This window comes from Nocardia sp. 348MFTsu5.1, assembly GCF_000383535.1.
GTDB classification, from domain to species: domain Bacteria; phylum Actinomycetota; class Actinomycetes; order Mycobacteriales; family Mycobacteriaceae; genus Williamsia; species Williamsia faeni.
Window position 1 is genome coordinate 181,180 of sequence record NZ_KB911510.1, and the last position, 26,032, is coordinate 207,211.

24 protein-coding genes are annotated in these 26,032 nt (G+C 65.9%); 15 read left to right on the forward strand and 9 right to left on the reverse strand.

Going from position 1 to position 26,032, the window contains the following annotated elements:
• Nucleotides 1-9 precede the first annotated feature (9 nt).
• Entirely contained in the window at nt 10-1,203 is a 1,194-nt protein-coding gene (locus H290_RS0104135; protein WP_020105505.1) for a hypothetical protein, read from the forward strand.
• A gap of 89 nt (nt 1,204-1,292) precedes the next feature.
• Here the strand turns inward: H290_RS0104135 and H290_RS0104140 are convergent, their stop codons facing one another.
• Nucleotides 1,293-2,558: a PQQ-binding-like beta-propeller repeat protein gene (locus H290_RS0104140; RefSeq protein WP_020105506.1), complete on the reverse strand. Its 1,266-nt coding sequence runs from the start codon at nt 2,556-2,558 to the stop codon at nt 1,293-1,295.
• A 211-nt stretch (nt 2,559-2,769) separates the two neighbouring features.
• On the opposite strand from H290_RS0104140, the gene H290_RS0104145 reads away from it, so the two are divergent.
• A complete protein-coding gene (locus H290_RS0104145) occupies nt 2,770-3,537 on the forward strand; it encodes an acyltransferase (RefSeq protein WP_020105507.1) in 768 nt (255 codons plus the stop codon).
• 35 nt (nt 3,538-3,572) lie between these two features.
• Here the strand turns inward: H290_RS0104145 and H290_RS0104155 are convergent, their stop codons facing one another.
• Genes H290_RS0104155 through H290_RS0104165 form a run of 3 tightly spaced genes read right to left on the reverse strand, consistent with a single transcriptional unit; the run spans nt 3,573 to nt 7,285 of the window.
• A complete protein-coding gene (locus tag H290_RS0104155; protein WP_020105508.1) occupies nt 3,573-4,865 on the reverse strand; it encodes a glycosyltransferase family 4 protein in 1,293 nt (430 codons plus the stop codon).
• Nucleotides 4,866-4,916: 51 nt separating this feature from the next.
• Entirely contained in the window at nt 4,917-6,455 is a 1,539-nt protein-coding gene (locus tag H290_RS0104160; RefSeq protein ID WP_051121875.1) for a glycoside hydrolase family 57 protein, read from the reverse strand.
• A gap of 26 nt (nt 6,456-6,481) precedes the next feature.
• A complete protein-coding gene (locus H290_RS0104165; protein ID WP_020105510.1) occupies nt 6,482-7,285 on the reverse strand; it encodes a bifunctional 2-polyprenyl-6-hydroxyphenol methylase/3-demethylubiquinol 3-O-methyltransferase UbiG in 804 nt (267 codons plus the stop codon).
• A 226-nt stretch (nt 7,286-7,511) separates the two neighbouring features.
• On the opposite strand from H290_RS0104165, the gene H290_RS0104175 reads away from it, so the two are divergent.
• From H290_RS0104175 to H290_RS0104205, 7 genes are all read left to right on the forward strand, one after another.
• On the forward strand, nt 7,512-8,297 hold the full coding sequence (locus H290_RS0104175; protein WP_020105512.1) for an electron transfer flavoprotein subunit beta/FixA family protein: 786 nt from the start codon (nt 7,512-7,514) through the stop codon (nt 8,295-8,297).
• 51 nt (nt 8,298-8,348) lie between these two features.
• Nucleotides 8,349-9,305, forward strand: coding sequence for an electron transfer flavoprotein subunit alpha/FixB family protein (locus tag H290_RS0104180; protein ID WP_020105513.1), 957 nt, complete (start codon nt 8,349-8,351; stop codon nt 9,303-9,305).
• Nucleotides 9,306-9,449: 144 nt separating this feature from the next.
• Nucleotides 9,450-10,259, forward strand: a complete 810-nt coding sequence (locus H290_RS0104185; protein ID WP_020105514.1) for a GNAT family N-acetyltransferase — start codon at nt 9,450-9,452, stop codon at nt 10,257-10,259.
• Complete coding sequence (locus H290_RS27775; RefSeq protein WP_020105515.1) at nt 10,256-11,173, forward strand: 1-acyl-sn-glycerol-3-phosphate acyltransferase; 918 nt, start codon at nt 10,256-10,258, stop codon at nt 11,171-11,173. Before H290_RS0104185 ends, H290_RS27775 begins: the two co-directional genes overlap by 4 nt.
• A 61-nt stretch (nt 11,174-11,234) precedes the next feature.
• Nucleotides 11,235-12,446 carry a cysteine desulfurase family protein gene (locus H290_RS0104195; protein WP_028462761.1) on the forward strand — a complete coding sequence of 404 codons (1,212 nt, stop codon included), beginning with the start codon at nt 11,235-11,237 and terminating at the stop codon, nt 12,444-12,446.
• Nucleotides 12,446-13,585: a tRNA 2-thiouridine(34) synthase MnmA gene (gene mnmA / locus H290_RS0104200; protein WP_020105517.1), complete on the forward strand. Its 1,140-nt coding sequence runs from the start codon at nt 12,446-12,448 to the stop codon at nt 13,583-13,585. Before H290_RS0104195 ends, mnmA begins: the two co-directional genes overlap by 1 nt.
• Entirely contained in the window at nt 13,582-14,595 is a 1,014-nt protein-coding gene (locus H290_RS0104205) for a hypothetical protein (RefSeq protein WP_020105518.1), read from the forward strand. Before mnmA ends, H290_RS0104205 begins: the two co-directional genes overlap by 4 nt.
• Before the next feature lie 134 nt (nt 14,596-14,729).
• Here the strand turns inward: H290_RS0104205 and H290_RS0104210 are convergent, their stop codons facing one another.
• Together H290_RS0104210 and H290_RS0104215 are read right to left on the reverse strand one after the other, a co-directional pair.
• Nucleotides 14,730-14,990, reverse strand: a complete 261-nt coding sequence (locus H290_RS0104210; protein ID WP_020105519.1) for a GlsB/YeaQ/YmgE family stress response membrane protein — start codon at nt 14,988-14,990, stop codon at nt 14,730-14,732.
• Nucleotides 14,991-15,073: 83 nt separating this feature from the next.
• Nucleotides 15,074-15,478, reverse strand: a complete 405-nt coding sequence (locus H290_RS0104215; RefSeq protein ID WP_020105520.1) for an MmcQ/YjbR family DNA-binding protein — start codon at nt 15,476-15,478, stop codon at nt 15,074-15,076.
• 90 nt (nt 15,479-15,568) lie between these two features.
• Here H290_RS0104215 and ligA point away from each other — a divergent pair, with 90 nt between their 5' ends.
• On the forward strand, nt 15,569-17,713 hold the full coding sequence (gene ligA / locus H290_RS0104220; RefSeq protein WP_020105521.1) for an NAD-dependent DNA ligase LigA: 2,145 nt from the start codon (nt 15,569-15,571) through the stop codon (nt 17,711-17,713).
• Between the two features lie 17 nt (nt 17,714-17,730).
• Here ligA and H290_RS0104225 read toward each other — a convergent pair whose 3' ends face one another.
• Nucleotides 17,731-18,399 (reverse strand): amino acid-binding protein, encoded by a 669-nt coding sequence (locus H290_RS0104225; protein WP_020105522.1) that lies wholly within the window; start codon nt 18,397-18,399, stop codon nt 17,731-17,733.
• Between the two features lie 73 nt (nt 18,400-18,472).
• Nucleotides 18,473-18,814 (reverse strand): YbjQ family protein, encoded by a 342-nt coding sequence (locus H290_RS0104230; protein WP_020105523.1) that lies wholly within the window; start codon nt 18,812-18,814, stop codon nt 18,473-18,475.
• 171 nt (nt 18,815-18,985) lie between these two features.
• Between H290_RS0104230 and gatC the strand changes: the two genes are divergently transcribed.
• The 4 genes from gatC (at nt 18,986) to gatB (ending at nt 23,590) form a co-directional block, all read left to right on the forward strand.
• Entirely contained in the window at nt 18,986-19,285 is a 300-nt protein-coding gene (gatC, locus tag H290_RS0104235) for an Asp-tRNA(Asn)/Glu-tRNA(Gln) amidotransferase subunit GatC (RefSeq protein WP_020105524.1), read from the forward strand.
• On the forward strand, nt 19,282-20,775 hold the full coding sequence (gatA, locus tag H290_RS0104240) for an Asp-tRNA(Asn)/Glu-tRNA(Gln) amidotransferase subunit GatA (protein WP_020105525.1): 1,494 nt from the start codon (nt 19,282-19,284) through the stop codon (nt 20,773-20,775). The genes gatC and gatA overlap by 4 nt, the downstream gene beginning before the upstream one ends.
• 189 nt (nt 20,776-20,964) lie before the next feature.
• On the forward strand, nt 20,965-21,996 hold the full coding sequence (locus H290_RS0104245) for an ATP-dependent 6-phosphofructokinase (protein WP_028462762.1): 1,032 nt from the start codon (nt 20,965-20,967) through the stop codon (nt 21,994-21,996).
• Between the two features lie 103 nt (nt 21,997-22,099).
• Nucleotides 22,100-23,590: an Asp-tRNA(Asn)/Glu-tRNA(Gln) amidotransferase subunit GatB gene (gatB, locus tag H290_RS0104250; protein WP_020105527.1), complete on the forward strand. Its 1,491-nt coding sequence runs from the start codon at nt 22,100-22,102 to the stop codon at nt 23,588-23,590.
• A 71-nt stretch (nt 23,591-23,661) separates the two neighbouring features.
• Here the strand turns inward: gatB and H290_RS0104255 are convergent, their stop codons facing one another.
• Complete coding sequence (locus H290_RS0104255; protein WP_051121891.1) at nt 23,662-24,804, reverse strand: PQQ-dependent sugar dehydrogenase; 1,143 nt, start codon at nt 24,802-24,804, stop codon at nt 23,662-23,664.
• Between the two features lie 107 nt (nt 24,805-24,911).
• Here H290_RS0104255 and H290_RS0104260 point away from each other — a divergent pair, with 107 nt between their 5' ends.
• Nucleotides 24,912-25,964 (forward strand): DoxX family protein, encoded by a 1,053-nt coding sequence (locus H290_RS0104260; protein ID WP_020105529.1) that lies wholly within the window; start codon nt 24,912-24,914, stop codon nt 25,962-25,964.
• The last annotated feature ends 68 nt before the right edge of the window (nt 25,965-26,032 follow it).

A 26,032-nucleotide genomic window follows, 5' to 3' on the forward strand; every position in this document is an offset into this window, starting at 1 on the left:
GTTATACCCGTGGGCTACGACTTCTCGATCGACGACGTTGCGTATCTGCGGTCCGATGCCGGTCGCAGCGCCCTGGCGTTCGCTGATTCGCTTGCGCTGCAACCGGACACGATGCTCGGTGATATCGAGAAGCTGGCGAAGGGGTATTCGCCCCATCAGGCCGCGTTGGTCGAGACCGTGACCTGCCGGCGCAAAGCGGTGGGCAAACTTCGAGATCCCGAGCGCCTGCTGCTGACCGCGGATGCACTGCAGCAGGCCACCGCCTATCCGGTGGCCGATCATCGAGCGGCCGAACTCGCTGCCCGGTACCCGGGGGCCACCGTCCACGACGTCACCTGTTCCATCGGCGCGGACCTCGCCGCACTGGCGCGAACCCGCGGACTCGGTGATGTCATCGGCAGCGACCTCGACGAGGTACGACTGGCGATGGCGCAGCACAACGTCCCCGAAGCGGCGGTGAGCCGGGCCGATGCCCTGGTGCCCAGCAGCGATGCCGATGTGTTCATCGCCGACCCCGCCCGTCGCAGTGGGGGCCGCCGCACCTTTCGGATGGATGACACCGAGCCGCCGCTGCTCGACGTACTCGACGTCTATGCCGGCCGGCCCCTGGTGATGAAATCGGCACCCGGCCTCGACTACACACTTCTGCGTGAGCGCCACGGATTCACCGGCGAGGTGCAGGTGGTTTCGCTCGACGGGGGAGTCCGCGAAGTCTGTCTGTGGTCGGAGCCGACGCCCGGTGTGACGCGGCGGGCCACCGTGATCCGGACCGGAACCAACACGACCTACGAGATCACCGACGCGGCCGATGACAGTGCCGCTGTCGACGATGCCGGCACCTGGATCATGGACCCCGACGGCGCGGTGGTTCGCGCAGGTCTGGTGCGGCACTATGCCAAAGCCCACGGTCTGTGGCAGCTCGATCCCCAGATCGCTTACCTCAGCGGCGACGAACTACCGGTCGGGGAGCGGGGATGGCGAGTGCTGGAGCAGCTGGTGTACTCGGAGAAGCAACTCAAGCGCCGACTGGCCGAACTCGACTGCGGCGCAGTGGAGATTCTCGTCCGCGGTATCGACACCGACCCCGATGCGTTGCGTAAACGGCTGAAACTCAAGGGTTCCCGGTCGCTGGCGGTGGTGATCACCCGCATCGGCCGACGCGGCGTCATGTTCATCTGCGAGGCCGGAGCCCGCCGCACCTGAACCACCCACAAACGAGCCACTTATGCAAAGACGAGCCACATACTTCCGGCTCGTCTTCGTAAAAATGGCTCGTTTGCGGGGGTGGTGGGTCAGTTCTTGGGAGAGTCGAAAAAGTAGACCTCGCCGAGATGGGTGGCCACGGCGACCTGTCCCGACCCGGACACGGCAACGCCGGTGGTGAACCCGAGCGCGCCGGGCATCTCCAGGGTGCGTTTGGTGGTGCCGTCGCCGGAATCGAGTTCGGTCAGCGTGAGGTTGTCTTCGCCCGGTTCGCGGACCACGGTCCACGCGGTCCCGGAGTCGGTCAGCGTTGCGAGACTGACGGACCGCAGATCGGTGCGTTCCCACACCGGAACCGCCTTGTCGCCTTCGTCTCGGAAGGCGCGGACCGGTGAGCCCAGCAGACCGGTCGGGATGAACGTGCCGTCCGGCGCCACGGTCATCGTGGCGAAGCCGAAATTGCCGACCGAGTAGTCCCATTTGCGTTCACCGGTGTCGGCGTCCAGCGCATAGATGCTGCCGAGACGGTTGAACACATACAGCGTTTTGCGGTCGCTCGACAGCGTCGGCGGTCCGATGACACCGCCGGGGATCTCGGTGCTCCAGGCCTCCCGGATGGAGCGACTGTCACCTTGTCTGCCGTAGTCGAAAGCTCGTACACCGGAAGCGATCTCGCCCTGCGGCCAGTAGTTGAGGTAGAAACGCTCGCGGTTGTCGTCGACGGCGGGTGGGGCCTGCACCGGACATGCGGGCCCGCCTGTCACGCAGTCACCGAGACCTTCGAGTGGTTTGGTGGGGTCGGCACCCGGACGCAGAGCGATCCCGGGGGCCTGCAGTTTGCCGGACTGCGAGTCGAACAGCAGGATCTGCCCGAGGTGAGTGACCATCAGCACCGATCCGGGGCCGGCGAACTTGGCCGACACCGGGACACCGACCACGCCGAAGCGCCACCGGGTGTCGCCGCCGCCGTTGAGGCCGTAAAAGGTTCCGGCCTGGCCGATGTACGAGTTCTCGTATTGATCGACCAGCATCGAGTTCAGCGCGACACCGTCACCGAAGTACTTGCAGAAGTTCTTCCGGCCGGCGAGATCGTCGAACTGGAAGATGTTGCATCCCCCGCCGGTGGTAGCGGTGACATTGACATTGGAGCGCCCGGAGACCGTCAGGGGAGCGCTGATCTCACCACCCACCGGCCGCGACCACGACAACGTCAGGTCGCTTTTGACCGTGGCGTCGGTGAAGTTGGAGTTCTCCGCGTTACCGCCATAACTCGGCCAGCCTGCACTGGAGTCGGACCGCACATCGTCGACACCGTCCGAGCAGGAGCTCAACAGGACAGCGATAAGCGTCAACATCACCGCGGCAGCCCAACGCGCAGGCCCGCTCCTGGTCGAGCTCCGCTTCGCTGCGTCTCCCGTACAACTCATCTGACCCGTGTTTTCCCTTCGCCTTGATCGGGCCTGAGCCTATCGTGAGAGACCCGTGCCACCGGGTATCGGCGTCCGCACACCCCATTCTTTCGGGCGGGTGTCGCGCGTTCGGGCGCCGACGTTAGTCTTCGTAGCCATGACGAGCATGTGGAATGCGCCACTGCGTCGCCGCTGGCGGGCAGGCCTGCGCGGCGATCAGGGTCAGGCACGCTTCCTCACCCGGGATTCGCTGCGCTGGGTGATGCAGAACAGGGCGTATACCCCTTGGTACCTGGTCCGCTACTACCGGTTGGCCCGGTTCAAGCTGGCCAATCCGCACATCATCCTGCGGGGCATGGTGTTCCTCGGCAAGAACGTCGAGATCCATTCCACGCCCGAGCTCGCGCGGATGGAGATCGGTCGCTGGGTTCACATCGGCGACGGCAACTCGATCCGTTGCCACGAGGGTTCGCTGCGGATCGGGGACAAGGTCGTCTTCGGTCAGAACAATGTGGTGAACGCCTACCTCGACATCGAGATCGGCGCCTCCACGCTGATCGCCGACTGGTGCTATATCTGCGATTTCGACCACAAGATGGACGACATCACCGTGGCGATCAAAGACCAGGGCATCGTGAAGGGCCCGGTCCGGGTCGGCCCGGACACCTGGATCGCGACCAAGGTCTCGGTGCTGCGCAACACGATCGTCGGACGGGGCTGTGTCCTGGGGGCGCACGCCGTGGTGAAGGGCACCATCGGAGACTTCTCGATCGCGGTCGGATCACCGGCCCGCGTGGTGAAAAACCGCAAGGACGACTGGGCCTCCAATGCCGAGGAGCGCGCCGAACTCGAGCGCGCCCTGGCCGATATCGAACGCAAAAAGGCTGCCGCGCAGGCGAATAGGGACGCAGCGCGGAAGAGGTAGACCGCAGGCCTGCCGCAGAGAACCCGCCGGCCGGCCTATTCGGCAGGCAGCACGACGGCCACCGGTACCGCGGGGTCGCGGTCGGGCAGTGGGCGTTCGACGATGCCCGGACGTCCCATCGGGCGCCGGATGCGGCGTTTGGCAGCGATATACACCCCGGCGGTTCGTTCGGCGACCTGGTTCCAGGCAAAGCCGTCGGTCACCCGGTCCCGGGCGGCGACGGCACGTTGTTGTGCGGCAACCGGATCGCCGAGGACGCCGCGGATCGCCGCCGTCAGGCCGGTCACATCTGCGGGCGCAAAACTCAGGCCGGTCACACCGTCGGTGACGGCCTCGCCGAGACCGCCGGCGGTGGAGGTCACCAGTGGGATACCGGTGGCGGCGGCCTCGAGGGCGACCAGTCCGAACGGTTCGTACCGGCTCGGCAGCACGATCGCGTCACAGGCGTGCATCAGCGTTGTCAGGCCGACGCGGTCCACGCTGCCGACCCAACGGATCGCCCGTGACACACGGTGTTTCCGAGCAATCTCCTGTAGCCAGTCCAGCTGTGTGCCCTCGCCGGCGACGGTGAGTGTGGCGCCGGGGAAGGTCCGGCGGATGCGGGCCAGCGCGGCAATCGCGTCCTGCAGGCCTTTCTCGTATTCGAGGCGGCCGGCGTAGAGCAGATTCGGCGGCCCGGGGTGAGGGGTGCGCAGTGCGAACGGCCAGGTCTCGACGTCGATGCCGTTGTTGATGGTGTGGATCTCGGCGAGTTCCGGACCGAACAGCCGGTTCACCTCGTCGTGCATCGATTGGGAGCAGGCGATCAGCGCGTCGGATTCGGCGGCGAGCCACCATTCGACGGAATGCACCTGCCGATTCACGCGCCCGCTGACCCATCCGCTGTGGCGACCGGCCTCGGTGGCGTGGATGGTGCTGACCAGTGGCACGTCGAAGTGCTCGGCCAGTGCGATCGCCGGGTGGGCGACCAGCCAGTCGTGGGCATGGACGACGTCGGGAATCCACGGACCCTGCGCGCCAAGGTTTTTCGAGTCGCCGAGTTTGAGGCCGGCGCGGAGCATGGAATGTCCCATCGCGAGGGTCCAGGCCATCATGTCGTCGCCGAACACGAAGTGCGGTGGGTCCTCGGCCGCGGCGATCACGCGCACGCCCTCGTCCTGCGCGTCGGTGCCGGGATGGGTCAGGCCGTCAGTGCCCCCGGGTTGCCGCGACAGCACCACCACGTCGTGTCCGGCGCGCGAGAGTTCGACGGCGAGATGGTGGACATGCCGACCCAGTCCGCCGACGACCACCGGTGGGTATTCCCACGACACGATCAGAACCTTCATAGCGCCCCCACCATTCGAATCTCGGTCGAACTCATAGTGATTCCCGCCCCGTCACGGTCGATCGACTGCGTCGAGAAAAGTCAGCCGCCGTGCATCGAGCCCCGGGAACAGATTATCCGCCCGATTCCACTGCGCAGCCAGCTGTGCCGCGACGGATTCCCGCCCCCGGTCGGCGGCATCGCAGATTTCCCTCGTCGCATGGGCATGGGTGTAGAGGCGATTCCGCGCATAGTCTGCCGCGGTCTCCTTCGACACCATGAAGGGCCAGTCCGACGAGAGCGTCATCAGGGTTTCGCGCAGGATCTGATCGCTGACGTGGTCGCGCACGGGTTGCTGATCCCGTCGCTTCTGGACGGTGGCCAGCGCCGCCGACACCACCTCGGCGTTGATCTGGACCAGATCGTCGACGACGGGACCGTTCCAGACCCGCCAGTCCTTGCCCGAACCCCAGGACGATTCGCTCAACTCCACGGGGTTGCCCACGTAGCCCTCGTCGCGTGCGGTCTGCAGCGTTCCGACAGTGATGCCGGCTTCGGGCAGGGCGCGCAAGACTGCTTCGAGCCATTGCGGACCTTCGTGCCACCAATGCCCGAACAGTTCGGTGTCGAACGCGGCGACCACATGTGCCGGGCGCCCGATGCGTTCGCTCTCGCTGATCAGGCGGTCCCGGACGCTGGTGATGAAGTCGTCGACGTGGCCTTGCAGGGCGGCCTGCGCACGGGCCGGTTCGTACGGCTTCTTGTCCGCGCCGGAGACGGTGCGCCCGGTGACGCGAGCCGGCTTGAGCCCGAATTGATGGTCGTAGGTATGGAAGTCGCGGTAGGCGCTGTGACCGGGGTAGCCGGATTTGGGCGACCACACCCGGTAGGAGACCTGCAGGTCGCGGCCGAAGGCCACCACGTCGCTCGTTCCGACGGTGCGGCCGAGGCTGGTGTCGCCGTGCAGGGCGGGTCCGTCGACCATGAAGTGCCGGACCCCGGCGGCCTCGTAGTCCGACTCCATCCCCGGTGCATATGCGCATTCCGGCGCCCAGATCCCTTGTGGGCGGGTGCTGAACCGCGCCTCGGCGTCGTACAGGCCTTCGCGGAGCGAGAAGTCGCGCAGTCGGGGATCGAGGAGGGGCGCGAACGGATGGGCCAGCGGTCCGCCCAGCAATTCGATTGTGCCGGAATCGACCATGGACCGGATCAGTGCGGATCCGCCATGGCGCCAATGTTTTTCGAAGTCGCTCAATGCGGCCGCGGCAGCGCGGTATTCACGGGTTCCGAGCTCGTTGATCGACGACGTCGGACGCGCGGTGCTGCCGGTGTCTTCGCGGCTGATGGCGGCCTCGGCACCGCGGAGCTGCCAATCGGCGAGCCACTCGTACATCGACGTCAGGCAGTGGGGATCGTCGAGTTGTGCGGCCAGGACCGGTGTGATGCCCAGCGACAGCTGGTTGGTGAAGCCGTCGGCGGCCAGTCGGCGCAGCGCGGCGAATACCGGTTGGTAGGACGCGGCCCACGATTGATACAGCCATTCCTCGCCGACCGGCCAGCGACCGTGGTTGGCCAGCCAGGGCAGATGAGAATGCAGCACCAGGGTGAACATGCCCGGTACCGGGCTCGCCTTGTCGCTCAAGGCTTCACCGCGACGAACAGCAGGTCGAGGCTCGCGTCGAGATCGGTACCGGTGATGTCGAAGTCGGCCGTCGCGACACCCGCGACGTCGTCCGTCAGTTCCGCAGGCCAGGGTTCTTCGGAGAGGGCACGTTCGATTTGTGCGTCGATGAACGAACCGCCCCACTTGCTGTCGAGGGCCTGCATCCCGGCACCGTGGAAGACACCGAGCGCGTCCGTGACCGCGAAGCCGGCGTCCTCCAGCAACTCCCGCAGCTCGCCAGGATTGAGTTCCCGGGTGTGGAAGGGATTGAGCGGGGTGTCGCGGCCGGGGGAGAACGTGATCCGGTTGGGCGTCGAGATGAGCAGTTCGCCGCCGCTTCGCAGGACGCGCAGGCATTCGGCCACAAAGGCGGGCTGGTCCCAGAGATGTTCGATCACCTGGAAGTTCACGACCAGGTCGACGGATTCGTCCGCGAGCGGCAGGTCGATCAGGTTGGCCTGATGGATGGTCAGCCGGGGATAGCGGGCGCGGGTGTGTTCGACCGCAGAGAGGTCGTAGTCGACACAGGTGACCCCGGTGGCCACGGTCGAGATCAGATCGGCGCCGTAGCCCTCGCCCGACCCGGCTTCGAGCACGTCCTTGCCCCGGCAGCGCTCGAGGATGTACTCGTAGGCCACCTCGTGGCGGCGGAACCAGTAATTCTCCTCGGCGATCCCCGGGACCGTTCGTTCGCCGGTCAGGGCAAGCGTGGGCGGCACGGAATCACCCAGATCAGGTTGGCTGATGGTGTCGTGTGATCCACGCGTGCGGTTGGCCATTTAGGGGAGCCTAGTGGTCGCGGAGTCGGACCTGAAGGCCGACTTGGAACCGGAGTTCAGATTCTCGTCGGGGATCGTTCCTGGCGGCCGGAATGTGACGGAGGTCATTGTGACGAGAATCGGGTGCTAGACCTGCAGTTGGTGCGCGCTAAGGTGGTACAGAACCAGGAGTACTTACCGACGGGTAAGTTGTCCAGAACCCTACGCAGGAGGTCGACGTAGACCCATGACAAATATTGTCGTACTGATCAAGCAGGTCCCTGACACCTACTCCGAGCGCAAGCTCAGCGACGGTGATTACACCCTCGACCGTGAAGCAGCCGACGCCGTGCTCGACGAGATCAACGAGAAGGCTGTCGAAGAGGCTCTTCAGATCAAGGAAGCAAACGGCGGTGAAGTGACCGTGCTCGCCGTCGGCCCCGCCCGGACCACCGACGCGATCCGTAAGGCTCTGTCGATGGGTGCCGACAAGGCGATCCACGTCCTCGATGACGCGATGCACGGCAGCGATGCCATCCAGACCGCATGGGTTCTCGCCCGCGCACTGGGCACCGTCGAAGGCGTCGAGCTGGTCATCGCCGGTAACGAGGCCACCGACGGCCGCGTCGGCGCTGTGCCCGCGATCATCGCCGAGTACCTCGAACTGCCGCACCTGACCCACCTGCGCAAGCTGACCGTCGACGGCGAGAAGCTGATCGGTGAGCGCGAGACCGACGACGGCATCTTCCACCTGGAGTCGGCGCTTCCGGCGATCGTCAGCGTCGGCGAGAAGATCAACGAACCCCGCTTCCCGTCCTTCAAGGGCATCATGGCAGCGAAGAAGAAAGAGGTTCAGGTTCTCTCGCTTGCAGACATCGGCGTAGAACCCGAAGAAGTCGGTCTGGCCAACGCCGGTTCGACGGTCACCACCTCGACCCCGAAGCCTGCGAAGACCGCCGGCGAAAAGGTCGTCGATGAGGGTGACGGCGGCACGAAGGTCGCCGAGTACCTGGTCGGCCAGAAGATCATCTGATCTCGCCGCCCACCCCCACCACATCGACCACCATCCAAGGAGTAAAAAACCATGGCTGAAGTACTTGTCCTCGCTGAGCTGGACGCCGAAGGTGCCCTGAAGAAGGTCACCTCTGAGCTCATCACCGCTGCCCGTGCCCTGGGCAGCCCGTCGGTGGTTGTCGCCGGCAAGCCCGGAACCGCCGACGGCATCATCGACGGACTCAAAGAAGCCGGCGCAGAGAAGATCTACGTCGCAGAGTCCGACACGGTTGCCGGTTACCTGGTCACCCCCCAGGTCGACATCCTCGGCACCCTCGTCGAGCAGGCCTCCCCGGCCGGCGTCCTCGTGGCCGCCACGGTCGACGGCAAGGAGATCGCCGGACGCCTGGCCGCACGGCTCGGTTCGGGTGTGCTCGCCGACGTCATCGAGGTGAAAGAGGGCGGCATCGGCGTCCACTCGATCTTCGGTGGCGCGTTCACCGTCGAGGCTCAGGCCGGCGGCGACGTCCCCGTGTTCTCCGTCCGCCCCGGTGGCGTGGAGGCTGCCCCGGCAGCCGGCGCCGGTGAGCGTGTCGACATCGAGGTGCCCGAGGTACCCGAGAACGCCGTCAAGATCACCAAGGTCGAGCCCAACGTCGGTGGCGACCGCCCCGAGCTGACCGAGGCCGGCATCGTGGTCTCCGGTGGACGTGGCGTCGGCAGTGCCGAGAAGTTCTCCGTCGTCGAAGAACTCGCCGATTCGCTGGGTGCCGCCGTCGGCGCTTCGCGTGCGGCCGTCGACTCCGGTTACTACCCGGGACAGTTCCAGGTCGGTCAGACCGGCAAGACCGTCTCGCCCCAGCTCTACGTGGCACTCGGCATTTCCGGTGCGATCCAGCACCGGGCCGGCATGCAGACCTCGAAGACCATCGTCGCTGTCAACAAGGACGAAGAGGCACCCATCTTCGAGATCGCCGACTTCGGCATCGTCGGCGACCTGTTCAATGTCGCCCCGCAGCTGACCGACGCCATCAAGGCCCGCAAGTGAGCGCATAGCTCCACCGCTCCACAGCACATAAACGACCCTCTACCCGGTATACGGGTGGAGGGTCGTTTGCTGTTCACCCACTTTGCACCAACATCTAACGTGTTCGCTGCCGCCTGATAGGGCAGGGTCCGTACACCTAGGCGCATGAGGACATATGCCGCACCGCGCGACACCGCACTCGTATCCGGCCCCACCTACAGCCTGTATCTGAGCAACGACCTCACCGACATCGACACCATCGCCCGGCTGCGTTACCGGATCTTCGCCGCCGAACCCGGCTTCAGCGCGCCGGCATCGGCAGCTGCCGATCAACGCGACTCCGACCGCTTCGACGAATTCTGCGATCACCTGATGGTCCGGCACAATCACACCGGACAGGTGGTCGGCAGTTACCGGCTGCTGCCGCCACCGGGGGCGATCGCTGCCGGCGGACCTTATCTGACAACCGAATTCGACATCACCGAACTCGACCCGATCGCCGCCCAAACCGTCGAGATGGGACGGGCGTGCGTGGACGCAGAACACCGGTCCGGTGCGGTGCTGGCACTGATGTGGTCGGGAATCCTGGCCTATCTCGAACGCAGCGGATATTGCTACCTCATGGGTGCCACCTCGGTACCGATCTGCACCGACCCGACGCGGGACCGGCCCGGAGCCCAGGTCCGCAGGATCCGGGATTTCGTGAGGGACCGGCACGCCGGACCGTGGCAGGTCCGCCCTCATCGCCGGGTCGAACTCGACGGCAAGGGGCTCGATGACATCGATCCGGCGCCGCGCCTGCAGATGCCGCCGCTGCTCAGCGGGTACCTGCGGATGGGGGCGGTCATCTGTGGGGAGCCTGCCCACGATCCGGACTTCGGTGTCGCCGACTTCGTGACGGTCCTCGACGGTGAACTCGTCAACCGCAGATATCTGGATCGGCTACGACAGGCGACGTCCGGAGCCGGGCAATGACCACGGCCGCGACCACAGTGATGACCACGGCCGGCACCCCCGGCGCGGTGGCTGTGCCGGACCGGCACAGCTGGTTTCCGGTGAGTGGCTGCGACACCAGTTGCGTGCGCCCAGGTCAGCACCGGGCCGGACGGATCCGGCGGGGCCGGCGGATGGTGGCCTTGCCGCTGACCATCGGCTGGGTCCTGGCGATCGGTGTGATGGTGACAGCGGCACCCAGGCGCTTTCGGGCCGCCTATCTGCGGTTCGCCGCCCGGCGGCTCCTTGCCGCGCTCGGGCTGCGTCTGGACATCGACCGCGGGGTCGGCGGCAGCGGTGCGGTTGATGGCGGGGCGGCGGGTGGTCTGATCGTCGCCAACCACATCTCGTTTCTCGACATCCTCGCGGTGGCCGCGGTCAGCCCGGCGCACTTCGTCGCGAAGTCCGAGGTGATCGCGTGGCCGGTGATCGGGCTGGTGACCAGGAGTATCGGTGTCATCGGCCTGCGCCGCGAGTCGCTGCGGGAGTTGCCGGCCGCGGTCGACGCCGTCCGCGCCGATCTGGTCGCCGGTGACAGCGTGGGCGTGTTCCCCGAAGGAACCACCTGGTGTGGTCGCGGTGGTGGCCGGTTCCGGCCGGCGTTCTTCCAGGCGGCGATCGATGCGCAGGTCCCGGTGCGCCCGATGGTGGTGAGTTTCCACACATCAACGGGCGACATCAGCACTGAACCCTGCTTCATCGGCGCCGACAGCATCGGGGACACGCTGCGACGGGTGATGCTGGCCAAAGGACTGACCGTGCGGGTTCAGCTTCGTGAGCTGCAGTTTTCCGACGGAGATCGTCGAGAACTCGCGGCGCGGTGCGAGCGGATCGTGTTCGGGGTGCCGGATCTGATCGACCGGCGCGGCACCGCGGGTGTGGCGCTGGCCGCCTGAATTGCTGGTGCTGCGGTGGTGGAAATACCGAGGGCGGTGATGCGGTTATCCTTGGTTGGTTATGTTTTCCGCTGATCGCACGCCTATTTACCTCGACCACGCCGCGTCGACCACGATGGTCCCCGCCGCTGTCGTGGCGATGAATGAGCTCTTGGGCATCGCGGGCAACGCGGCGTCGCTGCACGGATCGGGTCGACGGGCCCGTCGCCGCCTCGAGGAATCGCGCGAATCGATCGCGGCCTCACTGGGCGCGCGGCCCTCTGAAGTGATCTTCACCGGCGGTGGCACCGAGAGTGACAACCTGGCCGTCAAGGGCATTTTCTGGGCGCGCAACAAAGATCCGGAAACCCCGCGCAAGCGGATCATCGCCTCATCCATCGAGCACCACGCGATCCTCGATCCCGTCCTCTGGCTCGCCGATTACGAGGGCGCCGAGGTGACCTGGCTGCCGGTCGACGCGCAAGGCCTCGTCGATCCCGCCGTCCTTCGCGCCGAGCTGTCGGCGCATGCCTCAGAGACTGCGCTGGTCAGCGTGATGTGGGCCAACAACGAGATCGGCGCGATCGAGCCCATCGCGGAGCTGGCCGCCATCTGCCGCGAGTTCGCCGTGCCGATGCATTCCGATGCGATCCAGGCCGCCGGGCATCTGCCGATCGACTTCGGGGCCAGTGGCCTGTCCGCGATGAGCATCACCGGACACAAGTTCGGTGGCCCGCACGGAATCGGTGCGCTGCTGCTCGGCCGCGATGTCGAATGTGTGCCGCTGCTGCACGGCGGCGGACACGAGCGCGACGTTCGTTCCGGCACCCCCGATGTACCTGCCACGGTGGGTATGGCTGTGGCACTGGATGTTTCGGTTCGCGAGCTCGACACCACGATGCCCGCTGTCGCGGCGCTGCGGGACCGCCTCTTCGAGGTGCTCAGCGAATCGAGCGCGGGATGTGTCGTCAACGGACCGATCGGGCCGCATCGACTTCCCGGAAATGCGCATGTTTCTTTCCCCGGCTGTGAAGGTGATTCGCTGTTGATGTTGCTCGACGCCAACGGTATTGAATGTTCCACCGGTTCGGCTTGCACCGCCGGAGTGGCGCGGGCGAGTCACGTTCTGACCGCGATGGGGGTGTCGACCGCCGATGCCCGTAGCTCCCTGCGCTTTTCGCTCGCGCCGACCACCACGGCCGAAGAGATCGAGGCGGTGGGTGCGGTGATCGGTGAGGTCGTCGCCCGGGCTCAGGCGGCCGGTATGGCCACCGCGATGGCGGGTGATCGCTGATGCGGGTACTTGCTGCCATGAGCGGTGGCGTCGACTCGGCCGTGGCCGCGGCCCGTGCCGTCGAGGCCGGGCACGAGGTTGTCGGTGTGCACCTGGCGCTGTCGACCGCCCCCGGTGCGCTGCGTACGGGTTCGCGTGGTTGCTGTTCACGGGAGGACGCCGCCGACGCGCGTCGTGCCGCGGACGTACTCGGGATCCCGTTCTACATCTGGGACTTCGCCGACCGGTTCAAGGACGACGTCATCGACGAGTTCGTGGCCGCCTACGCTGCGGGCCAGACGCCCAACCCCTGCTTGACCTGCAACGAGAAGATCAAGTTCTCCGCGCTCTCCGAGCGCGCGATCGCCCTGGGCTTCGATGCGGTGGCCACCGGTCACTACGCCCGGCTCGACAACGGTGAGCTGCGCCGGGCCGTCGACCACGACAAGGACCAGTCGTACGTGTTGGCCGTGCTGACCGCCGATCAGCTCTCGCGGGCGATGTTCCCGGTGGGGGACACCCCGAAGGATCAGATCCGCGCCGAGGCCGCTGCGAAAGAACTGTCCGTGGCCGACAAGCCGGACTCACACGACATCTGCTTCATCCCCACCGGTGATACGCGGGCCTTCCTCGGCGCCACCATCGGTGTGCGGCCCGGCAAGGTCGTCGACGCCGATTCCGGTGCCGAGCTCGCCGACCACGACGGTGTCCACGGATTCACCATCGGTCAGCGCAAGGGCCTCGGTATCGAGGCCCCGGCCACCGACGGCAAGCCGCGTTACGTCACCGAGATCGACCCGGATTCGGGCACGGTCACGGTCGGTTCCTCCGAGCATCTGCAGGTCTGGAGCATCACCGCCAACCGGGCGATCTGGACATCCGGGCAGACGCCGGCCGCGCCGTTCGAGGCGATGGTCCAGGTGCGGGCCCATGGTGGCCTGGCGCCGGCGACGGTCGAAGCGATCGACGACGGCACCGACGGCATTGAAGGTCCGGGTATCCGGATCCGACTGCAGGCCCCGCTGACCGGTGTGGCCCGTGGTCAGGCAGCGGTGGTGTATCTACCCGATGCGGTCAACGGCGATCTGGTGGTCGGCAGCGGACGCATCGTGGTGACCGGTTCGGTGCCAGGTGACCTGGTGAGCAGTACCGGCGCGTGAGCGTCCTGCCAGTCGGATCGGGCACCGGGGTCGGCTCCATGCCGGGCACCGACCCGCGCATTGCCGCCGAGATCAGCGTCGGTGAAACAGAATTCGCGTTTCTTCCGGAATTGCCTGCCCGTGGCCTGGGCGCCGACATGGTCGGCCGCGCCGCAGTGCTCCTGGTGGACATGCCGATGGACGTCGCGCCATCGGGTTACCGACTCTCGGGTCGACAGTCGGGTCTGAGCCGGCGGGCCAGGGACTTCCTCTCCGCCGATCTGGACGCCTTCGAAGAGGCCTGGGAGCGCGCCGGTCTGATCGGGACCGACCGCACCGTCAAAGTGCAGGCCTGCGGACCGTTCACGCTCGCGGCATCGGTCGAATTGGCCGGTGGCCACAAGATCCTCCACGACGAGGGCGCGTGGTCCGACCTGGTCGAATCGATGGCCGAAGGGCTACGGGTACATGCCGACGATGTTCAGAAACGGACCGGCGCAAAGGTTGTCGTCCAGGTGGACGAACCGCTCATCGGCCGGGTGATCGAAGGGTCGATCAAGCCGCTGACGCGGTTCAACATCATCAATCCGATCCCGGTGCAGGTGGTCGCCGAGCACTACGACAACTTCATCACCGTGGTCGACCGTCCGGTGATCCTGCACGACTGCTCATCGCAGGTGTCGTGGGACCTGCTGGCGCGGAGCCGATTTGCCGGCGTCAGTGTTGATCTCGCACAGATCCGGACGGGCGATCTCGACGGGATCGGGCAATTGCTCGACGAAGGTACGGAAGTGGTTCTGGGCGCCGTACCGGGCACCGCGCCCGACAAAGAACTCGCTCCCGAGCAGGTGGCCGCCAACTGTGCGGAGCTGACCGACCGAATCGGGTTGTCCCGCAAGGTGCTGGCGGAACAGATCGTCATCAGTCCGGCCTGCGGTCTGGCGGGCGCAGACGCGGACTGGGCAACAGCGGCACTGACGTTGTGTGGCAAGGCCGCTGGGGGCCTGCACGCCGACCCCACCTCGGTCTGAACAGCGGGTCTGAACCCGGTCCGGAAATCACACTCGGGAACATTCCGGGGTGCGCCGCGACTCTGACCACTATGAGCAACTACAACGTCAGGGTGTGTGAGCACCCGACGCGCAGAAGCCGAAGGCGTCCCCGATCAGGCAGCGCGCCTACCCACCCACCAATGCCAACCCGCCGTCACGATCAGGGCCCCGACGATCGAACCGATGATGCCGCTGATGTGGAAGCCGATCCCGTCGCCCGAGATCAGGCTGATCAGCAATCCGCCGATGAATGAGCCGACCAGGCCGGCGATGATCGCCAGCGTCCAGTCGATGCCACCCTTCGGCTTGCCGAGGATGAGCTGGGCTCCGGCACCGATGAGCATGCCGAACAGGATGATTCCGAGGATGAGCATGTGGGGAGTATATGCAGTGGAGTGACCGGGAACGGCGGTTGCACCCGGGTATTGGTTCGGCGGGTGCAGTCGGTCGGGGTTGCTCAGTCGAGTTCTGCCGGACGCTCACCGGCGTCGAGTCGGGCGATGAGTTTCTTGGGGGCGATCATGCGGTAACTCGTGTCGAGCAATTCCGCGACTTCGGTCCAGTCCGGTTTCCCGGAGAGGTCGAGGCCCAGCCACCCGTACGCGCCCACGTACGCCGGGAAGAAGAATCTCCGATCCTGTTCCAGCGCAGTTCGTTCGGACTGTTCGACCTTGAACAAGATCGAGGCGTCGTACCGCGGGCCACCCTTGACGCCACCGCCATACATCCCGAACATCTTTCCGCCCCGAAATGTGGGCCTGCCGTGGGCCACGACCTCGGTGGCGTCGGGAAATGCGAGAGCGATGCCGCGTAGCCGTTGCAGGACCGGGTCGTCGTCGGAGAACATGATCGGGTGCGGCATGGTCACAAGCGTAGAACGATGACATGGCCGGTTTCGACTGTTCGGCCGCGGCCGGAATGATCTGTCGGTCGCCTCGACTATCTTCATAGTGTGTCCGACAGTGCAGATATCGAGGAGCCGACGCCCGCGGAACCCACCCCGTCGGGTGTGCGTGAGCAGTGGTCGAAGCTGGCCGAAGAAGTGCGCGAGCACCAGTTCCGCTACTACGTCAAAGATGCCCCGATCATCACCGACGGTGATTTCGACAAACTCTTGCAACAGCTACAGGCACTAGAGGATGACTATCCCGAGCTGGCGGTGGCCGACTCACCGACCAAGCTCGTCGGTGGTGGTTTCGCGACGGAGTTCAAGGCTGTCGATCACCTCGACCGCATGATGTCGCTCGACAACGTCTTCGACGAGGACGAGATGCGCGCCTGGGTCGGTCGCGTCGAAGCCGACGCCGGGGTGGGTCTGGAATACCTGTGTGAGCTGAAGATCGACGGCGTTGCGCTGAGTCTGGTGTACGAGAAAGGTGTGCTGGTCCGCGGCACCACCCGCGGCGACGGACGCACCGGTGAAGACGTCACCCTCAACGCCAAGACGATCAACGATGTCCCACACCGGCTGACCGCATCGGAGAAGTACCCGATCCCGGATCTCCTGGAGGTCAGGGGAGAGGTCTTCTTCCGGGCCGAGGACTTCGAGGCGCTCAACGCGTCGCTGGTCGAGGCGGGCAAAGCGCCGTTCGCCAATCCGCGTAATTCCGCGGCCGGTTCACTGCGTCAGAAGAATCCCCAGATCACCGCACGTCGCCGATTGGGCATGATCTGCCACGGACTCGGCCGGGTCGAGGGCGCCGCACCCAAAACGCTGCATGACGCCTATCTCGCGTTGGGTGAATGGGGGCTGCCCGTGTCGACGCACACCACCAAACTTGTTGGTGCCCAGGCAATCCTGGACAAGATCGCGTACTGGGGTGAGCACCGCCACGACGTCGAACACGAGATCGACGGCATCGTGGTCAAAGTCGATGATTTCGGTTTGCAGCGCCGCCTCGGCTCCACGTCGCGGGCGCCGCGCTGGGCGATCGCCTACAAGTACCCGCCCGAAGAGGCCACCACGAAGCTGCTCGACATCCTCGTCAACGTCGGCCGGACCGGTCGGGTCACACCGTTCGCCTCGATGACACCGGTGCTGGTGGCCGGCTCGACCGTCGCGATGGCAACGCTGCACAACGGGTCGGAGGTCAAGCGCAAGGGCGTCCTGATCGGTGACACCGTCACGATCCGCAAGGCCGGCGACGTCATCCCCGAGGTCCTCGGGCCGGTGGTCGATCTGCGTGACGGCACCGAGCGTGAGTTCGTGATGCCCACGCACTGCCCTGAATGCGGCACCGAACTCGCGCCGCAAAAAGAGGGTGACGCCGACATCCGGTGTCCGAACAGCCGGTCGTGCCCGGCCCAACTGCGGGAGCGGCTCTTTCATCTCGCCGGTCGCGGAGCCTTCGACATCGAGGCACTCGGATACGAGTCCGCCGGGGCGCTCCTGAGTTCCGGGGTACTGGAGAACGAAGCCGATCTGTTCAGTCTGACGGCCGACGACCTGCTCGAGACGGATCTGTTCACCACCAAGGCCGGGGCGCTGTCGGCGAACGGCAAGCGGCTGCTGGCCAACCTCGACGCGGCCAAGAAGGTACCGCTGTGGCGGGTGCTGGTGGCGTTGTCGATCAGGCACGTCGGCCCCAGTGCGGCCCGTGCGCTGGCCACCGAATTCGGCACCCTGGAAGCCATAGAGTCGGCGACTGTCGAGCAGCTCGCTGACGTCGAAGGTATGGGAAACACGTTGGCGCAGAGCGTCGTCGACTGGTTTGCCGTCGATTGGCATCGCGAGATCGTCGACAAATGGCGAGCCGCCGGTGTCCAACTCGAAGACGAGCGCGACGAGTCGATCCCACGCAACCTCGAGGGGCTGAGCATCGTGGTCACCGGATCGTTGCAGGACTTCTCCCGCGACGGTGCCAAAGAGGCGATCCTGGTCCGCGGGGGCAAGGCATCGGGATCGGTGTCGAAGAAGACCGCATTTGTGGTCATCGGAGACGCACCCGGCACCAAAGCGGCGAAGGCCGAACAGTTGGGCGTCCCGATCCTCGATGAAGACGGCTTCAAAAAGCTGTTGGCCGAAGGTCCGCCTGCGACGGACGCCGCCGACGCCGCAACCGAGCTGGATGCGGCCGGCGAGACCGACGCCGACTAGCAATCCTGGTCAGACAGCTAGCTCTGGGAGAGCACCGTGGTGACGATTTTCGCCAGGTAGCCGATGCGGGCGATTTCGGATGGCCGGAAGTCGGGGCCGCCCGGGCGTCCGAGCAGCATCGCCTTGCCTGGTGTGCCGATGGGGGCAGCAGCCAGGCGAATGTCCATGTCGCGCCAGGACTTTGGGACCCATGGCGATTCGGGATTGAGTTCGGCGGCTGCGGCGATGGGCAACCAGCTGGCGTCGGTCAACTGGGTTTCGGGCGCACTGGAGCTGCCGAACAACTGGATTGCGCCGCCACCACTGCCGGCGGTGATGATGGTCGCCCAGTCGACGCGCAGCACGCGCGGCGCGGAATCGACCAGAACCTGCAGACGGTCGCGTCCGGCGCCGGCGATGTCGTTGACCAGTTCGAGTTCGCGATGGGTCTCGAGTATTCCGGTGTACGGCCGGATCGAGTCGACGCGGACGCCGTCCACTTTTTCCGCCGCGGTGATCAAGGTGTCGGGCAGCGCGCCGCGGGGGACCTCGACGACGATGTCGTCGACTGCGTAACCCTCACCGCGCTCGACAACGTCGAGCGAGAGGATGTCGGCGCCGACATTTCCGAGTGACACGGCCAGCAGACCGAGTGAGCCGGGGCGATCTTGCAGGTAGACGCGCAGCAGATAGGACACGCGGGTCATTGTCCCACCGCTGGTGCTCCTGCGCCGCTCAGGCGGGTGGCACCGGGACCGCGAGGTGCGTGGTATCGGGCGATCAGGCCTGGGGTGGGTTCCCGGCCAGGGGTTCGATGACGACCGCGGTGCCGTACGCACAGACCTCGATGCCGGTGCCGGAGTACTCGGTGGTCTCGAATCGGAATGCGACCACAGCATTGGCACCCCGCTGCCCCGCTTCGGTGGCCAGGCGTGACAGCGCTTCCTGGCGGCAGTCGTGCAGCAGGGTGGTGATGCCCTTGAGTTCACCACCCACCATCGACTTGAATCCGGCGCCGATGTTGGAGCCGAGGTGGCGTGAGCGAACGGTCAGCCCGAAGCACTCGCCGAAGGTATGGGCAATGCGGTACCCCGGAACGTCGTTCGATGTGACGATGATCATGCGCAAGGCTATCTGGATATCCGGGTGACGGAACGGACTCCGAGCGCATTCTTGGCCGTATCCGGGTCAGCGGACGGCCGTGCCCGCGGCCGGTTGCAGGCCGACTACTCTGGCTCAAGGGTTTGACCACATGTCGTGGCCACCCCTACCGACAAGAAAGGGTGCATCTGCGTGTCTGCCATCTCGCGTGATGAAGTAGCGCATCTGGCCCGGCTGTCCCGGCTGGCGCTGACCGACGACGAACTCGACCACTACGCTGGTCAGCTCGATTCGATCCTGTCGCACGTCGCGAACATCTCCGAGGTCGCTGCCGCCGACATCCCCGGCACCGCGCATCCCGCCGACCTCGCCAACGTGCTGCGTCCGGATGTTGTTGTGCCCGGGCTGACCCCCGATGAAGCCCTGTCCGGTGCGCCCGCCGTGGAGCAGCAGCGGTTTGCCGTCCCTCAGATCCTCGGAGAAGAAGAGTGAGCGCCCCCACCAGAGAGTCCGGTGTCATCACCGGACAGTCCGCCGCCGACCTCGCCGCGAAGATCCACGCCGGTGAGTTGTCCGCGGTGGAGGTCACCCAGGCCCACCTCGACCGGATCGAGGCGGTGGACGGTGAGCTGAACGCCTTCCTGCACGTGGGTGCCGAGCAGGCGCTCGCGACGGCAGCCGAGGTCGACAAGGCCGTCGCAGCGGGTCAGGCCCCGGCCTCACCGCTGGCCGGAGTTCCGCTGGCGCTCAAGGACGTGTTCACCACCACCGACGCGCCGACCACCTGTGGCTCGAAGATCCTCGAAGGCTGGGTTCCGCCGTACGACGCCACCGTCACCGCCAAGCTGCGCGCGGCCGGCATCCCCATCCTGGGCAAGACCAACATGGACGAGTTCGCGATGGGTTCGTCCACCGAGAACTCCGCCTACGGCGTGACCCGGAACCCGTGGGACACCACCAAGATTCCCGGCGGCTCGGGTGGCGGTAGTGCGGCTGCACTGGCGTCGTTCCAGGCGCCGCTGGCCATCGGTACCGACACCGGTGGTTCGGTGCGTCAGCCGGCATCGGTCACCGGCACCGTCGGCGTCAAGCCGACGTACGGCACGGTGTCGCGGTACGGGCTGGTCGCGTGTGCGTCCTCGCTGGATCAGGGTGGCCCTTGTGCCCGAACGGTTCTGGACACCGCGCTGCTGCATCAGGTGATCGCCGGCCATGATCCCCGCGACTCGACGTCGATCAACAAGCCCATCGCCGACATGGTTGCCGCTGCCAAAGCTGGTGCCGCCGAAGATCTTTCGGGTGTCCGGATCGGAATCGTCACCGAGCTCCAGGGTGATGGATACCAGGCCGGTGTATTGGATTCCTTCAATGCCGCCGTGACGACGCTGAAGGAGCGCGGCGCCGAGATCGTCGAGGTCTCCTGCCCGCACTTCACCTACGCGCTCGGTGCCTACTACCTGATCCTCCCGTCGGAGGTGTCGAGCAACCTCGCCCGCTTCGACGCGATGCGGTACGGCTTGCGCGTCGGCGACGATGGCACCAACAGCGCCGAGCAGGTCATGGCGATGACCCGTGACGCCGGATTCGGTGCAGAGGTCAAGCGCCGCATCATGATCGGTACATACGCACTGTCGTCGGGCTATTACGACGCGTACTACGGCCAGGCGCAGAAGGTGCGGACGCTGATCGCCCGTGACTTCGCCAAGGCCTACGAGTCGGTGGACGTCCTGATCTCGCCGACCACCCCGACAACCGCGTTTGCGATCGGCGAGAAGGTCGACGATCCGCTGGCGATGTACCTGTTCGACCTGTGCACGCTGCCGGTGAACCTCGCGGGCAACTGCGCGATGTCGGTGCCGTCGGGTCTGTCGGCGGACGACGGTTTGCCCGTCGGTCTGCAGATCATGGCGCCGTCGATGGCCGACGAACGTCTCTACCGTGTCGGTGCCGCCTACGAAGCCGCCCGAGGCCCCATCATCTGACCCGAAATTGGTGGGTTTTGGCGAGCAAAAGTCCAGGTGGCGCTCACCAGAACCCACCATTTTTGGATGTCGGTGAAAACCCGTAGCTCAGCCAGAGTCGAGGATCGGTTGCACAATTGACTTACGGCGGGAAAACGCCCGCCGTAGTGACGCCGGAAACTGATTGTCAGACGAGGAACGGGACACCTGATGCGCATTGGAGTGCTTACCGGTGGCGGCGACTGCCCAGGATTGAACGCGGTCATCCGTGCGGTGGTCCGGACCAGCGAGGTCCGCTACGGTTCGGCCGTCGTCGGGTTTCTCGACGGCTGGCGGGGGCTGTTGGAAGACCGGCGGATCCATTTGGCCGCCGATGATCGGAACGACCGGTTGCTGGCCAAGGGCGGCACGATGCTCGGGACCGCCCGGACCCACCCCGACAAGCTCCTTGCCGGGCTCGATCAGATCAAACAAACGTTGGATGACAACGGAATCGACGTCCTGATCCCGATCGGTGGCGAGGGCACACTCACGGCGGCGAGCTGGCTCGCCGATGAGGGCGTGCCCGTGGTCGGGGTGCCGAAAACCATCGACAACGACATCAATTGCACCGACGTCACTTTCGGTTTCGACACTGCCCTCAACGTTGCCACCGATGCCATCGACCGCCTGCACAGCACTGCCGAGTCGCATCAGCGCGTGATGCTCGTCGAGGTGATGGGCCGGCACGCCGGCTGGATCGCACTGCATTCGGGGATGGCGTCCGGAGCGCACATGATCCTCATCCCCGAGCAGCCCTTCGACGTCGAAGAGGTCTGCCGCCTCGTGAAGCGCCGGTTCCAGCGGGGTGATTCGCACTTCATCTGTGTGGTGGCCGAAGGTGCCAAGCCAAAGGAAGGCACCTTTGCCATGGCCCAGGGCGGCCTCGACGAGTTCGGGCATGAGCGCTTCACCGGTGTGGCGCATCAACTCGCCATCGAGATCGAACGGCGGATCAACAAAGAGGTCCGGACCACGGTGCTCGGGCATGTCCAGCGCGGTGGCAAACCGACCCCGTTCGACCGTGTGCTGGCAACGCGATTCGGCGTCAACGCGTCAGATGCCGCCCACAACGGCGACACCGGCATGATGGTCAGCCTGCAGGGTCCCAACATCGGTCTGGTGCCGATCGGTGAGGCCACGAAAGAGCTCAAACTCGTCCCACAGAACCGTTACGACGACGCCGCCGCCTTCTTCGGCTGACCTCCCGACCCCGATGATGTGCCCTTCTGGCGAACAAAACCCCAGGTGGGCGCCGCCAGAAGGGCACATCATCGGGGGTGGGGGAGCCAGTTAAACTCGTGTCATGACTGACTTGCTCGACTATGACGATGTGATCGCGGAATTCGACCCGGTGATGGGCATGGAAGTCCACGTCGAGCTCGGCACCAACACCAAGATGTTCTGTGGTTGCCCCACGACATTCGGCGCCGAGCCCAACACTCAGGTCTGCCCGGTGTGCATCGGACTGCCGGGCTCATTGCCCGTCGTCAACGAGACGGCCATCGAATCGGCAATCCGGATCGGGCTCTCACTGAACTGCTCCATCCGGCCGTCGAGCACCTTCGCCCGGAAGAACTACTTCTACCCGGATCAGCCGAAGAACTACCAGATCTCCCAGTACGACGACCCGATCGCGTACGAGGGCTACCTCGACGTGCTGCTCGACGACGGCACCACCTGGCGGGTCGAGATCGAGCGCGCCCACATGGAAGAGGACACCGGTAAGTCGTTGCACGTCGGCGGAACCGGACGGATCTCCGGTGCCAGCCACTCGCTGCTCGACTACAACCGTGCGGGTGTCCCGCTGATCGAGATCGTCTCCAAGCCCATCGAAGGTGCCGGCGCCCGCGCACCCGAGGTCGCCCGCGCGTATGTCACCGCGTTGCGCGATCTGCTCAAGGCGCTCAACGTCTCCGACGTCCGGATGGACCAGGGCTCGATGCGTTGCGACGCCAACCTGTCGCTGATGCCCAAGGGCGCCACCGAGTTCGGAACCCGCACCGAGACCAAGAACGTCAACTCGCTCAAGAGCGTCGAGGTGGCGGTGCGCTACGAGATGCGCCGTCAGGCCGCGCTGCTCAAGGCCGGTGTCGCGATCGTCCAGGAGACCCGGCACTTCCAGGAGACGGACGGTTCGACGTCGGCCGGCCGCCGCAAGGAGACCGCCGAGGACTACCGCTACTTCCCGGAGCCGGATCTGCCTCCGGTACAACCGGATTCAGCGTGGATCGAAGAGATCCGGGCAACCCTGCCGGAATTTCCGTGGCTGCGCCGGGCGCGGATCCAGGAAGAGTGGGGTGTCTCAGACGCGGTGATGCGTGACCTCGTCAACGTCGGTGCCGTCGACCTGATCATCGCGACGGTCGACGCCGGTGCGCCGGTCGAGGCCAGCCGCGGTTGGTGGGTGTCGTTCCTCGCCCAGCAGGCCAACTCCCGCAATACCGAACTGGCCGACCTGCCGATCACCCCGGCGCAGGTCGCGACCGTCATCAAGCTCGTCGAGGACGGCAAACTGACCAACAAACTCGCTCAGCAAGTGGTGACGGCAGTACTCGACGGCGAGGGCGAGCCCGAGCAGATCGTCGCCGATCGTGGCCTCGAGGTCGTCCGCGACGACTCCGCGCTGCAGAAGGCCGTCGACGAGGCACTGGCCAACAACCCCGACATCGCCGAGAAGATCCGCAGTGGCAAGGTCGCGGCGGCCGGCAAGATCGTCGGCGACGTCATGAAGGCCACTCGCGGCCAGGCCGATCCGGGCCGGGTCAAAGAACTGGTACTCGCTGCCTGCCAGTAGCCGCCCAGATGTAGACAATGCCTGGCCCCGGGTGACCGGGGCCGGGCATTGTCATATGTGTGCCGGCAGGCTCACATATTGGTGTCAGCGGCGCCCGCGGGCAGCGGAACGATGACCACGCGGTCGTCGGTCGGACCCGCCGTACCGGTCTGCTTGTTCACGGTTCCGACTTGAAGTAGTCCGGCCGGGACCGCGGTGAGGCGGCCGAGGGATCCGTATTTCTTCTCCAGGAACGTCGTCGGTGCGTCGATGCCGGGTTTCTCCTCGGTGGGCGCATTCAGGTACTGCAACGCCTGGGTCCGGGTCTGTGACACCACGATCATCCCGCCGACGGCCGCGCAGCCCGCGGTCTCGGGCTTGTCCGGCCAGGTCCAGAGCACGCGGCCGACGCCGGTGGGGCTGATGAGCTGCAGACGGTCCTCGGCCGGTGCGCGGTCGGTCAGATACAGCGCGCCGGTGGTGACATCGGGGCACAGTGCCGGGTTGGCGCCGAGGCCGGAGGTCAGAATCTGCGGTGGCGTGGTGCTGCCCGACGACAAGTCGGTGACCGAGAGCAGCTTCCCCGCAAGCGAATTGGGGTCGGCGGCGGCCTGTGGATCGCCGGCGTCACCGGTCGCGACCAGCAGTTCGGTGGGGCTCTTGAAGTAGATCGTGCCCATGTTGCCGGTGTCGCCCTTGGGGATCCCGACCAGAATCGGCTTCGGGACGTCACCCGCGGCGATCCGGACGACGCGGTTGTCGGTCGCGGTGGTGATGTAGGCGTAGAGCAACTGATCCTGCGTGTAGTCCGGGGACGGCGCGAAGTCGAGCAGGCCGCCGTCACCGGAGGCGTCGACGTCGAGCGATGCGACCTCCACCGTCGGGCCACCGCGTTTGGTCCGCACGATCTTGCCGGTGACACGTTGTGCGACCACGGTCGAGGTGGCGTCGGCGCTGGCCGCCAGGACTCCGCTGGTGGCGTCCAGGCAGGTTGCGATGACCGCCGGGTCAGGATCGGGACACGGACCGTTGTCGCTGCCGGGGTCGGTGGGCGGAACGCTGGGCTCGGTTTCCGTGGGTTGTTGCATCGGCGGGTTCTGATTCTCAGAGAAGTCCCCGGCCTCGAGGTTGCGGTCCTGCTCGGCAAAACCATCGCTGCAACCGGTCACCATCAGGGCTGCCGCCATCAGCGCGACCATGAGTCGGGCAAGCGCAGGCCGGTGGCGCAATGTCATGGCGTCCACCCTACTGATTGCCCCCGAAGCGGCTGACGCGGAACTGGCAGAGCCGAGGGGGCCCGGTGAACGCGACCCCGCGTGAGACAACCTCTATGGTCGCTTGTGTGACCAAACGAGATCCCGACGGCCAAGGGTCGAGCCCGTACGACGAACCCACCGAACAGATCGAGTTGCCTTTGACGCGCGCACATGACCCGCGTCGGGCACACGAGGAAGGGGACACCGGAGAGCACGGCTACGCGCCGTACCGAGCCCGCGGCTTCTCGGATGGAGGTGGTTTCTCAGACGCCGAGACCGAGCTCGAGGAAACAGAGCAGATACCGACCATGCGCAAGCGCCAGTCGAACGATCCGGTTCCGGCCGAGATCGCCGATCGGGACACCGACGTGGTCGCGACGACACGGGCCGCCGATGCACCGCCGTCGAACTCGACAACGCAGATCCCGGTCGGGACGGTCGACCGCGACGACTTCCACCGTGAGTTCGGCCCGCAACCGCGCTATGACGACGACGATGATTTTGCAGAGCGCGGTCCGGCCGAACCAGAACCGGTTGGTTCGGCCGTCACCGAGGTCCCGGCGCGTCGCGGCACGCTCGATCTCGGGCTGCTCCTGCTCCGGCTCGGCGTCGGTCTGATCGCGATGGCACATGGCAGCCAGAAGCTGTTCGGTTGGTGGAACGGGCCGCGCCTGTCCGGGTTCGAGGACTACCTGATCAATACGCCCAACACCGCGATCGGTTTCAACGCGGATGCCGCCAAACCTCTCGCAGTCCTCGGCGCGCTCTCGGAGACCATCGGTGGCCTGATGCTGGTGGTCGGTCTGCTGACACCGATCGCCGGCTCTGCCGTACTCGGTGTGATGCTGCTGGCAGCGGCCTACAAGGCAACTCTGGCCGGCGGTGTGTGGTTCTTCGCCGCCGACCCGGACAACACCGGAGGCGGCATCGAGTTCGAGTTGTTCGTGGCGCTCGCCGCCGCGGTGATCATCCTGACCGGACCGGGCCGCATCTCCCTCGACTTCGGTCGGGGCTGGGCGACCCGTCCATACATCGGTTCGGTGATCTGGCTGGTGATCGGCATCGCCGTCCCGATCACAATCTGGTTCGTGTTCAACGGAACTCATCCGTTCGAATCCCCGGGCAATCCCACACCCTGACCCAAACGCTCCAGAAATACGAGGACGCTCCACAAATATGTGGAGCGTCCTCGTATTTCCGGAGCGTT